Source organism: Achromobacter sp. ACM01 (assembly GCF_014851745.1).
Taxonomy (GTDB): domain Bacteria; phylum Pseudomonadota; class Gammaproteobacteria; order Burkholderiales; family Burkholderiaceae_B; genus Achromobacter; species Achromobacter aegrifaciens.
This window is the reverse complement of the sequence record NZ_JACVAF010000003.1, coordinates 214,626-227,958: the sequence shown is the minus strand read 5'-3', so window position 1 is coordinate 227,958 and position 13,333 is coordinate 214,626. Positions and strand designations below refer to the sequence as shown.

Genomic DNA, 13,333 nt, shown 5'->3' with positions numbered 1-13,333 from the left:
CACCCTTACAGGAGCACACCGAATGACGATGACCCTGATTTCCGCCGCCGACCTGGCCGCGCGCCTGGATGCGCCGGACGTGCGCGTGTTCGACGTGCGCCACGACCTGACCAACCATGCGGCGGGCCGTCAGGCCTATGACGCGGGCCACATCCCCGGCGCGCGCTACCTGGACCACGAAACCGAACTGGCCGCGGCCCGCACCGGCAAGAACGGCCGTCATCCGCTGCCGTCGCGCGCCGCGTTCGGCGCGCTCATGGCCGCCCACGGCGTGACGCCCAAGACCCTGGTGGTGGCCTATGACGCCAGCGGCGGCATGTACGCTGCGCACCTGTGGTGGATGCTGCGCTGGCTGGGGCATGACCAGGTGGCAGTGCTGGACGGCGGCTGGCAGGCCTGGACGGCGGCCGGTTTGCCGACCACGACCGAGGCGGGCGCCGCCGTGCGCGCGGGCCAGCCCGTCGAGCCGGGCGCCTCGCTGGCGGGTTCGGTGGATGCGCAGGCGGTGCTGGACAACATTCCCCGCCAGGCCTTCACCGTGATCGACGCGCGCGCGGCCAACCGCTACCGCGGCGAGGTCGAGCCCATGGACCCGGTCGCCGGCCACATTCCGGGCGCGCTGAACCGCCCCAACGGCGAGAACCTCCAGGCCGACGGCCGTTTCAAGCCGGCCGCGCAGTTGCGCGAGGAATTCGCCACGCTGCTGGACGGCCGCGATCCGGCTGCCATCGTGCACCAGTGCGGCTCGGGCATCACGGCTTGCCACAACCTGCTGTCCATGGAGATCGCGGGCCTGTCCGGTTCGCGCCTGTACCCGGGCTCCTGGAGCGAGTGGTGCAGCGATCCGTCCCGCCCGGTGGCTACGGGCGCTCAGTGACCTGAGGCCTGGACCTGATGCCCGGGCCTGGACGCCCGGGCGTCGGCAAAGACCCGGGAACCCAGAAAGTCCACTAGCGCCCGGACCTTCGGCGACGGGTGCTTGCTGGCGGGCCACAGGATGTGGAAGACGTTGGTCCGCTCCGATTTTCCTTTCAGGACCTGCACCAGGCGGCCGTCCGCCAGGGGTTCGCGGATGGCGAAGTCCGGCAGGTAGGCAATCCCCAATCCTTGCAGCGCGAAGCAGGCGCGCGTCTCGATGTTGTTGCAGATCATCGAGACGGGCAACTGCAGTTCAGGCTCGTCGTCGGCTTGCCGCAGGGCCCAGGTCTCCAGCTTGCCGCTGCTGGGAAAGCGGTAGTGCAGGCAGCTGTGGCGCGCCAGGTCGGCCGGCGTTTTGGGCGTGCCGCGGCTGGCCAGGTAGGCGGGGGAGGCGACCAGCAGGATCTGGAAGGCGCCCAGGCGGCGCGCCGACAGGCGTGAGTCGGCCGGCTCGCCCGTGCGCACCACGGCATCGAAGCCTTCTTCGATCACGTCCACCATCCGGTCGGTGAAATCCAGGTCGAGTTCGATCTCGGGATACTCGCGCATGAACTCGCCCAGCACCGGCAGCACCAGCCCGCTGACCAGCGGCAGGCTGACGCGCAGGCGTCCGCGCGGCGCGGCGGCGGCCTGCGACAGCTCCAGTTCGGCCGCTTCGATCTCGGCCAGGATGCGGCGGCTGCGTTCCAGGAACAGCGCCCCCTCGGCCGTCAAGGTGACGCTGCGCGTGCTGCGGTGGAACAGGCGCACGCCCAGTTTTTCTTCCAGCCGCGCCACGCTTTTGCCGATGGCGGATGCCGACACGCCCAGCAGCCGGCCGGCGGCGACGAAGCTGCGCGTTTCGGCGACCTGCACGAATACGACAAAGCCATTGAGGCTATCCATCTGTTTCCTCGATTGCGGACATATAGTTCCGCATAAGAAGGAAATGTAGCCTACTTTTTCTTTAATCCGGGGGGCTCTATCGTCTCGGCACCAAGCTTCAACCAAGGTGCCTGAGATGAAAAAAGCCACGAATTCCCCGCGTCCGCGCACTGCGCCCACGCATCCCCCCGCCGGTCGCGACCGCCTGCCGCTGGGCGCCTTGCTGGCGCTGGCGATGGCCGGCTTCATCACCATCCTGACCGAGGCGCTGCCGGCCGGGCTGCTGCCGCAGATGGCGCAGGGCCTGGCCGTGTCCCAGGCCAGCATCGGCCAGACCGTCACCATCTACGCGATCGGGTCGTTGGTGGCGGCGATCCCGCTGGTCGCCGCGACCCAGGGCGTGCGGCGGCGTCCGCTGCTGCTGGCGGCGATCGCCGGGTTCGTGCTGGCCAACACGGTGACCGCGCTGTCATCCGGCTATGTGCTGACCCTGGCCGCGCGCTTCCTGGCCGGCGTGTCGGCGGGACTGTTGTGGGCGCTGCTGGCAGGTTACGCCGCGCGCATGGTGCCCGCACATCAGCAAGGGCGCGCGATCGCGGTGGCGATGCTGGGTGCGCCGCTGGCGCTGTCGCTGGGCGTTCCGGCCGGCACGTTCCTGGGCGCGCTGTGGGGCTGGCGCGCAGGCTTTGGCATCATGAGCGGGCTGGCCTTGGTCCTGATGGTCTGGGTGCGTTTGCGGGTGCCGGACTTTGCGGGACAGGCCCGAGGCCGGCAACTGCCGCTGCGGCGCGTATTCCTGCTGCCCGGCGTGCGCCCGGTGCTGTTCGCGGTGCTGGCGTTCGTCCTGGCGCACAACATTCTCTACATCTATATCGCGCCGTTCCTGGCATCGCTGGGCATGGCTGCAAACACCGAGCTGGTGCTGCTGGTGTTCGGACTCAGCTCCCTGGCCGGCATCTGGCTGATCGGGACGTTGATCGACCGTCATCTGCGGGCGCTGATTTTGGCCTGCATCGCCCTGTTCGGCCTGGCCGCGCTGGCGCTGGGTATCGCGGGCGGCATGCCGGCCATGCTTTATCTGTCGGTGGGGGCTTGGGGCGTGGCGTTCGGCGGCTCGCCGACGCTGTTCCAGACCGCGCTGGCCAAGACGTCGGGCGATGCCGCGGACGTGGCGCAGTCCATGCTGGTGACCGCGTGGAACACGGCGATTGCCGCAGGCGGGATCGTAGGCGGCGCGTTGCTCGAACGCCTGGGCGTGGCCGCGTTCGTACCGGTGCTGCTGGCGCTGTTGGCGGCGACGCTGGCGGTGGTCTGGGCCGCCAGGACGCACGGCTTTCCGGCCAGCCCTACCAGATGGCAGCCAGCTTGACCCGGCCCGAGATGCTCTCGGCGATTTCCAGGAAGTGGTCCAGGGGCGGCGTTGCCAGCCCCGGAACCTTGGCCATGTCGTCCCAGCGCCTCAGGCGGATCGCATCCGGCGCGCCCGGCATGCTCGCGAATTCCACCGCCTGGCTCGCATCGAAACTGCCCCCCTGCAGCGCCAGGCTGCGTTTCGAATCCTCCGAGAGCGACGCTTCATATTGCGGTTCCACATAGCAGAGGTAGCGCTTGGCTTCCACGTGCAGCCGGATCGGGTCCAGCACCGCCGAGCTGAACAGGCCGCGCAGGAAGGGCAGGACGAAGTACTGGTGCTTGTCGTCGATGCCGCGCAGCGTCGGCGTGCCAGGCCGGTCGGCGATGAGATGGCCCAGGTCGTGCAGCAGGCTGGCGGTGATCAGGTGGGCGCCGGCGCCGTTGCGCTCGGCCAGCGACGCGGTCTGCAGCGCATGCCGCAGGTGGCTGACGGATTCGCCGTCATAGGAGCGGTGCCCGCGCTCCAGGAAAATCTGCTCGATATCTTGCAAGGTCAAGGCCATGGTTGTCTCCTGGGTGGCCGCATAGGGGAGGGCGGCGCTCAGCCGGCGGCTGGCGCCATCTCCAGAAAGCGCGCGATCAGCTGCACCGGTTGGCGCTCGCGCAGGCAGTACAGGTATTCGTGCATCACGATGTCGGCGCCCTCGATGTCCAGGGCCGCCAGATCGGGATGGGACGGGATTTCGCGCGAGGGGATCAGGCTGATCCCCAGGCCGCACAGGATGGCCTGGCGGATGGACTCGCGGCTGCCGATTTCCAGCGTGCGGCTTACCGTGACGCCGGCCGCCTGCAAGGCGTCCTCCGTCAGTTGCCGCGTCATGGAGCCGGGTTCGCGCAGCAGCAGCGCGTGTTCGGCCAGGTCGGCCAGGCGGACGTGGCCGTGGCGCGCCAAGGGATGGTCGCGATGCGCCACCACCCGGATGGGGTCGGCCGCGATCATGCGGCGGTACAGGTGCTTGTCATCCATCAGAAACGACGACGTGGCAATCTCGATGCGATAGTCATGCAGCGCCTGCAGCATGCTTTGCGAATTGCCGATAGCCAGCGTCAGGTCTATGCCCGGATAACGCTGGTTATAGGCGCGCACCGTGTCCATGATGTAGTAGGGGCCGGTGGCGCCGATGCGCAGATTGCCTTCGCGCAGGTCGCTGGCGTCGCGCAGCCGGAAGTCGATCTCGGTTTCCTGCTGGACCAGCTTTTCGACCATGGGCATCAGGCTGTGGCCGGCGTCCGACAGGCGCATGCCGCGCCCCTGGCGGTGGAACAGTTCGACGCCGTAACGCGACTCCAGCTGGCGCAATTGCCCCGTCACCGTGGGCTGGCTGACGCCCAACTGGGCGGCGGCCTTGGTGACGGTGCCGCAGCGGGCCACGGCGTAGAAGGATTTGAGTTCGGCGACAAGCACGGTGCAGGGGGCGGAATAGGGGCGCAATGCGCAAGACCGCCAGTACACCAAAATAATTTGATGTTTTTATTACTGCATTTGCGCGAAGTGTCATAAACACTCAATACGCGTCTTCCATACTGCCTTCGTTCCCAAACCGGAGGCCCCATGGCCGAACGCGATACCGCATTTCTCTCTGTCAGGCATCTGGTGAAGCGCTTTGGCAGCCACACCGCGCTGTCGGACGTCTCGCTCGACATCCGCGCCGGGGAGTTGGTGTGCCTGCTGGGCCCCTCGGGCTGCGGCAAGACCACCTTGCTGCGCGCCATCGCCGGCCTCGAGCGCCAGGACAGCGGCACCATCGTGCTGTCCGGGCGCGACATCTCGCACGCCGAACCGCAGGCGCGCGACTACGGCATCCTGTTCCAGTCGTACGCGCTGTTTCCCAACCTGACGGTGGCCCAGAACGTGGCCTACGGCCTGAGCGGCAAGCGCGCCCACCGCAACCACGTCGCCAACCGCGTCGAGGAAATGCTGACGCTGGTCGGCCTGGCGGGCGCGGCGGATAAATATCCGGGACAGATTTCCGGCGGACAGCAGCAGCGCGTGGCCCTGGCGCGCGCGCTGGCGCCATCGCCGTCCCTGCTGCTGCTGGACGAGCCCATGTCGGCGCTGGACGCCCGCGTGCGCGAGCATCTGCGCATCGAGCTGCGGGCCCTGCAGAAGCGCCTGTCCATCACCACGCTGATGGTCACGCACGACCAGGAAGAGGCCATGGTGATGGCCGACCGCATCGCCGTAATGAATGGCGGCATCATCGAGCAGTACGGCACGCCGCGGGAACTCTACCGCCAGCCCGGCTCGGCCTTCATCGCCGATTTCGTGGGCGAGGCGAACTGGCTGCCGTTCGAACGCATGGACGCGCACCGCGCCCGCGTCGGACGCCAGGAGCTGGCCGTGGACGAGGCGCTGGACGCCGCCAGCGGCAAGCTGTTCGTGCGCCCGGAAGCGGTGCGCGTCAGCACCGCGCGCCCGGATCAGCCCAACGCCATGCTGGCCGATGTGCTGGACGGCGTGTTCCTTGGCCGCGGCTATCGCCTGGCCTTGCGCCTTGAGGGCGTGCCCGGCAGCACGGTGCATTCCATCGTGTCCCCCGAAATCGGAGACGCCCTGCTGGGCCCTCACGCCGCCAGCCGCTGCTGGGTGGAGCTGCCGCGCCATGCGATACGCGCCTACGCTTGATCCGGCCATGAACCGTTCCTCCAACGCCGCCGCGCCGGCTGCTGGAAATATCGCAGCGCCCATGCCGGCCCCGGCGCTGGGCCGCCGCCCGCTGCCGGCCTGGGTTGGCGCCTTCGGCCTGGCCACCGGGCAGGGCGCCCTGGCGCTGGGCCTGTTGCTATTCCTGGCGCTGCCGCTGGCCGCCATCCTGCTCAAGTCGGTGACCGACAGCGATGGCGCCTGGGCCGGGTTGTCGGTGCTTGCGGACATCATCGGCGGCGACGGCTTCATGGCCATGGTCGCGCGCAGCCTCGCGGTGGGCGTGGTGACGACCTTGCTGGTCGTGCCCTGCGCCTATGGATTCGCCTATGGCCTGACCCGCACGCGCCTGCCGGGCAAGGGCCTGCTGCGCACCGTCGCCTTGCTGCCGCTGCTGGCGCCGTCGCTGCTGCCGGGTATCGCGCTGGTGTACCTGCTAGGCAACCAGGGTCTGCTCAAGAGCCTGACGGGCGGCGCGACCATCTACGGTTTCTGGGGCATCGTCGTGGGCGAGGCTTTCTATACCTTCCCGCACGCGCTGATGATTCTGCTGACCGGCCTGGCCCTGGCCGACGGCCGTCTTTATGACGCCGCGCGCGCCATGGGCGCCGGCCCCTGGCGCACCTTCCTGACCGTGACCCTGCCGGGCACCCGCTACGCCGTGTTTTCGGCCTGCTGCGTGGTGTTCACGCTGACGGTGACCGACTTCGGCGTGCCCAAGGTCGTGGGCGGCGATTACAACGTGCTGGCGATGGAAGCCTACAAGGCCGTGGTCGGCCAGCAGAACTTTCCCAAGGGCGCGGCCATCGGCATCCTGCTGCTGCTTCCCGCGATCCTGACCTTCGCCCTGGACCGGCGGCTGCGCGCCCGACAAGGCGCTCAGCTGAGCGGCCGGGCCCAGCCCTATGCCGCGGGCGTCAACCGCCGCCGCGATGCCGCGTTCCTGGCGCTGGCCGGCGTGCTGGCGGCGTTCCTGCTGCTGATCATCGGCGTGGCGGTGTGGGCGTCCTTCGTGAAGATGTGGCCCTACAACCTGTCGATGTCGCTGCGTTCGTACGACTTCGACAATATGGACGGCGGCGGCTGGCTGGCCTGGCGCAACAGCCTGCAGCTGGCGTTCTGCACCGCCCTGGCCGGCACGGCCGTGGTCTTCACCGGCGCATGGATGATGGAGAAGGTGCCCGCCCGCGGCCAGCTTGCGCGCGGCCTGCGGGGCATGGTCGGCATGCTGGCGTTGATGCCCATGGCGGTGCCGGGCCTGGTGCTGGGCCTGGGCTACATCTTCTTCTTCAATAGCCTCTCGAACCCGCTGAACGTGTTGTACGGCACCATGCCGCTGCTGGTCCTGTGCACCATCGTCCACTTCTACACCAGCGCGCACCTCACCGCCGCCACCGCGCTCAATGCGCTGGACCCGGAATTCGAAGCGGCCTCCGCGTCGCTCAAGGTGCCGCGCCTGACGACCTTCCTGCGCGTGACGCTGCCGATGTGCCTGCCGGCCGCGCTGGACGTGGCCCGCTATCTGTTTGTTTCCGCCATGACCACGGTGTCCGCGGTCGTGTTCCTGTACAGCCCGTCGACGGTGCTGGCCGCGGTCGCGGTGCTGAACATGGACGACGCCGGCTTCATCGGTCCCGCTGCCGCCATGTGCACCGTGATCATGGCCAGTTCGGCCGTGGCCGCCCTGGTCCTGCATCTGGCCAGCCGCGCGCTGGTGGCGCGCAGCCAGGCCTGGCGCCGCCCCGCGGCCCATTGAACGATTTTTCAAGGATGACCCTCATGACTGTTTCGCCTTTGCCCGTCCGCCTGGAGGCGGTGATCTTCGACTGGGCCGGCACGCTGGTCGACTTCGGTTCCTTCGCGCCCACCAAGGTGTTCGTGGACGCGTTCTCGCAGTTCGGCGTGGAAATGTCGCTGGCGCAGGCCCGCGGCCCGATGGGCATGGGCAAGTGGGACCACATCCGCACGCTCTGCAATGAGCCGGTCATCGCCAGCCAGTACCAGGCCCAGTTCGGCCGCCTGCCCACCGATGACGACGTGACCGCCATCTACGAGCGCTTCCTGCCGATGCAGCTGGACAAGGTTGCCCAGTATTCGGCGGCGATCCCCGGCGCGGCAGAACTGCTGCGCGCTCTGCGCCAGCACGGCCTGAAGATCGGCTCGTGCTCGGGCTACCCCGCCAGCGTCATGCGCCGCGTGGTCGAGCGCGCCGCCACCGAAGGCCTGGAGCCTGATTGCATCGTCGCCAGCGACGACGTGCCGCGCGCGCGCCCGGCGCCCGCGATGGCACTGAAGAATGTGGTCGAACTCGGCCTGTCCGACGTGGCCGCCTGCGTCAAGGTCGATGACACCGCGCCCGGCATCGAAGAAGGACGCCGCGCCGGCATGTGGACCGTGGGCCTGCTGCTGTCGGGCAACGCCGCCGGCCTGACGCTGGAGGAATACCTGAGCCTGGACGACGCAGGCCGCCAGAAAGCGCGCACCGCCGCCAGCCTGGAGCTGTCGCCCGCCGCGCCGCACTACCTGATCGATACCGTCGCCGACCTGCCTGGCGTGATCTCCGATATCGAAGCCCGCTTGTCCGCAGGCCAGCGCCCCTAACCCTCTCACCTGTCTGCACCGCTTGCCGGGGCCGGTTCGCGCCAGCCCCGGGGGCCTCCCTCAGCCTTTTTCCGCCTACCCACGGAGTACTTCATGAATCGCTACAAGCTGCTTGCACTGGCCGCCGCCCTGACGGGCGTGATGGGCGCCGCCTCCGCCGAGACCACGCTGACGGTCTACACCGCGCTCGAAGCCGACCAGATCAAGGTCTACCAGGCCGCGTTCGAGAAGGCCAATCCCGACATCAAGATCCAGTGGGTGCGCGACTCCACCGGCATCATCACCGCCAAGCTGCTGGCCGAAAAGAACAACCCCAAGGCCGACGCCATCTGGGGCCTGGCCGGCACCTCGCTGGGCCTGATGGACAAGGAAGGCATGCTGCAGCCCTACGCCCCCAAGGGCCTGGACCAGATCGCCGCCAACATGCGCGACGCCAAGGCCGAGCCCAGCTGGGTCGGCATGGACGGCTTCGCCGCCGCCATCTGCTTCAACACCATCGAAGCCGAAAAGCAGAAGCTGCCCAAGCCCACTTCGTGGCAGGACCTGACCAAGCCGGTGTACGCCGGCAAGATCGTGATGCCGAACCCGGCTTCGTCGGGCACCGGCTTCCTGGACGTCAGCGCCTGGCTGCAGATCTTCGGTGAAGAGAAGGGCTGGGCCTACATGGACGCCCTGCACAAGAACATCGGTTCGTACACGCACTCGGGCTCCAAGCCCTGCAACATGGCTGCCGCCGGCGAATTCCCGATCGGCGTGTCGTTCGACTACCGCGCCGCCAAGCTGAAGGCCGACGGCGCGCCCGTCGAAGCCGTGTTCCCCTCGGAAGGCCTGGGCTGGGAAGTGGAAGCCACCGCCATCATGAAGGGCACCAAGAACCTGGAAGCCGCCCGCAAGCTGGCCGATTTCTCCGCCAGCCGCGAAGCCAACGAACTGTACAAGGCCAACTTCGCCGTGCTGGCCATCCCGTCGATCGCTACGTCCAATCCGAACCTGCCGGCCGACCTGATGCAACGCATGATCAAGAACGACTTCACCTGGGCCGCCACCAACCGCGACCGCATCATCGCCGAGTGGACCAAGCGCTACGACGGCAAGTCCGAGCCGAAGAAGAAGTAAGTCCGTTTGACCGCGGCGGCGCCGGACGCCGCCGCGCCCCGGGGGCGCCCGCCAGGGCGGCTCCCGCCGCATTTCCCTTTGCAATGTTCCACAGATGAAAAATTTCGACGTAGTCGTGGTGGGCGCCGGCATGCTGGGCATCGCCCACGCCTGGGCCGCCGCCAAGCGCGGCCTGTCGGTGGCCGTGATCGAGCGCAGCCGCCAGGCGCATGGCGCCACCATCCGCAATTTCGGCCAGGTCATCGTGACGGGCCAGGCCCCCGGCATGATGCTGTCGCACGCCCAGCAGGCGCGCGAACTGTGGCTGGAACTGGCGGACCGCGCGGGTTTCCATGTGCGCGCCAACGGCGCCCTGGTGCTGGCGCGCAATGCCGAAGAGGCGGACGTGCTGCAGGAATTCGCCGACACGCGCATGCGCCAGGAAGGCTATCGCGCCGACCTGCTGTCGGCCCGCGAGGTGGCCCGGTTGTACGGCGGCCAGCTGGCGCACCACTGCGCGGGTTTGCAAGGTCATGACGATCTGCAGATCTATTCGCGCGAGGCGCTGCCGGCCATTACGCGCTACCTCGCGGAATCGCTGGGTGTGCAGTTCATCACCGGCACGCTGGCGCGCGCGGTCGAGGGCGGGCTGGTGTGTACCTCGGCTGGCGAATTCAAGGGCGGACACGTGTTCGTCTGCCCCGGGCATGACTACCTGACCCTGCTGCCCGAGCGCTTTGCGCCGATGAACCTGGAGGTCACGCGCCTGCAGATGTTGCGCGCCGCGTTCGAGACTCATCCCATCGCGCTGGACCGCCCCTTGCTGACCGGCCTGTCCTGCGTGCATTACGGCGCATTCTCGGACCTGCCGTCGGCGCTGGCGTTGCGCGACGTGATCCAGGCGCGCACGCCCATGCTGCTGGAGAACGGCATCCACCTGCTGATCAGCCCCACGCCTTATGGCGAACTGATCATCGGCGATTCGCACCGCTACGGCCAGGACGCGCCGCCGTTCAACGACGAGGCGGTCGACAATGCCATGCTGGACCTGGCGACCCAGGCGCTGGGCGCGCGCCTGCGCGTGCTGGAGCGCTGGCAGGGCGTCTATGGTGCGCATGGCCCCGCGCCGTTCTCGGTCATGCCGGTGGACCCGGCCACGACGGTTGCGGTGATGCATTCGGGCGTGGGCATGACGGTGGGACTGGCCATCGGCGAGCGCACGGTGGCGGGTGTGCTGGGCCGCTGATCGCGGCAGCCGGAAAGAAGAAAGGCCTCGCATGTGCGAGGCCTTTTTGCATGGGACAGGCGCCGGAGCCAGGCTTCAGACCCGCTCCTGCATGATGCGGCGATACCATTCATGGAAGTGCTGCATGCCGTCTTCCATGGGCGACTGGTAGGGACCGGTTTCGTTCACGCCGCGCAGCATCAGCGCCTTGCGGCCCGCGTCCATGCGCTCGGCGATCTCGTCGTCCTCGATCGCCGTTTCCATGTAGGCGGCGCGCTGCGCCTCGACGAATTCGCGTTCGAAGGCGGCGATTTCCTCGGGGTAGTAGAACTCGACCACGTTCACAGTTTCCTGCGGGCCCTTCGGATACAGCGTGGAGAGCACCAGCACATGCGGATACAGCTCGATCATGTGGGTCGGGAAGTACGTGACCCAGACCGCGCCGAAATCAGGCGCATCGCCTTCGCGGAACGCCAGCAGGCGGTCGTGCCATTGCTTGTACACGTCGGACCCCGGCTGCGCCAGGGCGTTGTGCACGCCGACCTTCTGCAGGCTGTACCAGTCGTTGAACTCCCAGCTCAGGTCGTCGCAGGTGACGAAGCGGCCCAGGCCCGGATGGAACGGACCGACGTGGTAGTCCTCGAGGTAGACCTCGATGAAGGTCTTCCAGTTGTAGTTGCACTGGTGCACTTCGACGTGGTCCAGCACGTAGTCGCCGAAGTCGAATTCCGGGCGCGAGAACAGCGGCGCCATGTCGGCGGCCGGATCGCGCGGGCCTTCGAACAGCAGGCCATGGCAGTCGCGCAGGCGGAACTTCTGCAGGTTCATGCAGGGCGTGGTGGCGAACTGGGGCGCGCCCAACAACTCGCCCTGGTTGTTGTACGTCCAACGATGCAAGGGGCAGACGATATTGCCGCCGGTTGCCTTCAGATTGCCATGCGTATTGCAGTTGCCGGCCACATTGCCGGTTTCGCCGCCAAGCATCAGCGCCTGGCGGTGGCGGCAGACATTTGAGATGAGTTCGACGCCTTGCTGGTTGCGAACCAGCACGCGTCCTCCGTCTTCCTGGACCAACGTACGCCAATCCCCGATTTCGGGCACCACTTTCTGGTGGCCGACGTATTGTGAGGATTGCTTGAAAATGAGTTCTTGCTCGCGGGCAAAGAGGGCTTCGTCAAAATACGCGCTGACGGGTAGCTGGGTGCGAGCTGGCACTACATGTGCCATCCGACCGATGTCGGTCATGATTCCCCCCGCTCGGATAAAAAAGCCAGGACGGAGGGGCTTTTGCCTGGCGGCTTTGAAATCCGCAGGATGCGTTCCGTGCTGGCGCGAAGAAAAATCGGTGTCTGGCCGATCAAATAAGCCGTGAATTGTACCCCAAGCCCTTACCCCGCGCCCGTGAAGATCTGCGAAGCTTCGTGAAGTTATGCCGTAGCCGTCGTGCACGCGCTGCGCGAGGCATAACCCCTTGAAGATGTAGGCCTTTCAGACGAAGCGCCGGGTGGCCGGATGGCGTCTCATCAGCCAGCTGCTGGCCGCCGACAACATGAACACGGCCACCGCCAGCATGGGCAGCGTCCAGGCCTCGTTGCGCGCGCCCGTCAAGGCGCCGGCGCGATGCGCCACGTCCAGGAACAGTGGATGGATCAGGTAGACGCCGAAGGTCAAAGGCGCCAGCGAGGCCAGCCGCGGCAGGCGCGGCGACCCAACGATCCACTGGAATGCGGCCAGCGACATGAACGGCACCGTGAGACTGAAGTAATCGTAGAAGTAGGTATCCAGCGCGCGGTTGCTCGACATCGTGTACACGCCCAGCGCGGTCGCGGCGACGCTGGCCGCCAGCATCAGGCCCGGACGCGGGATGCGCATCTGGCCGTCGAAGATCAGGCGGCCCGCCACGAAGTAGCCCAGATAGGGCAGGAACCAGGTCAGGAAGAAGCCCGCGGGCGCGCCCAGCGCGCGGCGGTACAGCGCGTCCAGGATCGCCACGCCCAGGATGCCGACCACCCACAAGGCGCGGGCGCGCGGCGTGCTGCGCGCATACAGGACGCGCACCAGCGGCGCGAACAGATACAGGCCCACGATCATGTACAGGTACCACAGGTGGTAGTACGGCTCGCCCTGCACCAGCTTGCGCGGCCAGAACGAAAAATCGATGCGGCCGTCGTCCCACCAATCCAGCGCCGTGCGCCAGGCCAGATAGAAAAACGTCCAGAACAAGAGCGGCGCGCAGATCCGCGCCATGCGCCGGCTGTAGAACTGGCGCGCGTCCTGCGGCTTGTCGGGATCCAGCAGCAGGGCGCCGCTGACCATGACGAACACGGGCACGCACCAGCGCGCCGCCGAGTCGTACAGATTGGCCGCCAGCCACGCTCCCCCGCCGTACACCGCGGGGTTGCTTACCACCATGGCGGCGCTGTGCAGCAGCACGACGGCTACCGCCGCCAACCAGCGGGCGGCATCCAGGCGCGCATATTTCTCTTCGGCGTACGGCATCGGGCTCCCATGGCGGTGTCTACTTTTTCACCATAGCAGCGGGCAGCGTCCTGGTTCTGTATCCAGGGGTTAGA

General features: G+C 67.6%; 12 protein-coding genes. 7 read left to right on the top strand and 5 right to left on the bottom strand.

The features are described 5' to 3' along the window. Nucleotides 1-22 precede the first annotated feature (22 nt). On the top strand, nucleotides 23-877 hold the full coding sequence (locus IB268_RS15860; RefSeq protein ID WP_054451010.1) for a sulfurtransferase: 855 nt from the start codon (nucleotides 23-25) through the stop codon (nucleotides 875-877). On the opposite strand, the gene IB268_RS15855 is transcribed toward IB268_RS15860, so the two are convergent. Further along, nucleotides 871-1,803 carry a LysR family transcriptional regulator gene (locus tag IB268_RS15855; protein ID WP_192354508.1) on the bottom strand — a complete coding sequence of 311 codons (933 nt, stop codon included), beginning with the start codon at nucleotides 1,801-1,803 and terminating at the stop codon, nucleotides 871-873. The genes IB268_RS15860 and IB268_RS15855 overlap by 7 nt on opposite strands. A gap of 115 nt (nucleotides 1,804-1,918) precedes the next feature. Between IB268_RS15855 and IB268_RS15850 the strand changes: the two genes are divergently transcribed. Beyond that, entirely contained in the window at nucleotides 1,919-3,151 is a 1,233-nt protein-coding gene (locus IB268_RS15850; protein WP_370540023.1) for an MFS transporter, read from the top strand. On the opposite strand, the gene IB268_RS15845 is transcribed toward IB268_RS15850, so the two are convergent. After that, nucleotides 3,129-3,698: a phosphonate degradation HD-domain oxygenase gene (locus IB268_RS15845; protein WP_192354507.1), complete on the bottom strand. Its 570-nt coding sequence runs from the start codon at nucleotides 3,696-3,698 to the stop codon at nucleotides 3,129-3,131. The genes IB268_RS15850 and IB268_RS15845 overlap by 23 nt on opposite strands. Before the next feature lie 38 nt (nucleotides 3,699-3,736). Next, the gene (locus IB268_RS15840) at nucleotides 3,737-4,600 is read right to left on the bottom strand and encodes a LysR family transcriptional regulator (protein ID WP_054451329.1); all 864 of its coding nucleotides are present in this window, start codon (nucleotides 4,598-4,600) and stop codon (nucleotides 3,737-3,739) included. Between the two features lie 147 nt (nucleotides 4,601-4,747). Here IB268_RS15840 and IB268_RS15835 point away from each other — a divergent pair, with 147 nt between their 5' ends. From IB268_RS15835 to IB268_RS15815, 5 genes are all read left to right on the top strand, one after another. Continuing rightward, a complete protein-coding gene (locus tag IB268_RS15835) occupies nucleotides 4,748-5,821 on the top strand; it encodes a putative 2-aminoethylphosphonate ABC transporter ATP-binding protein (protein WP_175162474.1) in 1,074 nt (357 codons plus the stop codon). 7 nt (nucleotides 5,822-5,828) lie between these two features. Next, entirely contained in the window at nucleotides 5,829-7,595 is a 1,767-nt protein-coding gene (locus IB268_RS15830; RefSeq protein ID WP_225589135.1) for a putative 2-aminoethylphosphonate ABC transporter permease subunit, read from the top strand. A 23-nt stretch (nucleotides 7,596-7,618) separates the two neighbouring features. Continuing rightward, on the top strand, nucleotides 7,619-8,440 hold the full coding sequence (gene phnX, locus IB268_RS15825) for a phosphonoacetaldehyde hydrolase (RefSeq protein WP_054451015.1): 822 nt from the start codon (nucleotides 7,619-7,621) through the stop codon (nucleotides 8,438-8,440). A gap of 93 nt (nucleotides 8,441-8,533) precedes the next feature. Further along, nucleotides 8,534-9,556, top strand: a complete 1,023-nt coding sequence (locus IB268_RS15820) for a putative 2-aminoethylphosphonate ABC transporter substrate-binding protein (RefSeq protein WP_192354506.1) — start codon at nucleotides 8,534-8,536, stop codon at nucleotides 9,554-9,556. A 94-nt stretch (nucleotides 9,557-9,650) separates the two neighbouring features. Then, entirely contained in the window at nucleotides 9,651-10,781 is a 1,131-nt protein-coding gene (locus IB268_RS15815) for a TIGR03364 family FAD-dependent oxidoreductase (protein WP_119450560.1), read from the top strand. Nucleotides 10,782-10,856: 75 nt separating this feature from the next. On the opposite strand, the gene IB268_RS15810 is transcribed toward IB268_RS15815, so the two are convergent. Then, on the bottom strand, nucleotides 10,857-12,005 hold the full coding sequence (locus IB268_RS15810; protein WP_054451018.1) for an aromatic ring-hydroxylating dioxygenase subunit alpha: 1,149 nt from the start codon (nucleotides 12,003-12,005) through the stop codon (nucleotides 10,857-10,859). A gap of 243 nt (nucleotides 12,006-12,248) precedes the next feature. Then, entirely contained in the window at nucleotides 12,249-13,259 is a 1,011-nt protein-coding gene (locus tag IB268_RS15805; RefSeq protein WP_054451019.1) for an acyltransferase, read from the bottom strand. Nucleotides 13,260-13,333 lie beyond the last annotated feature (74 nt).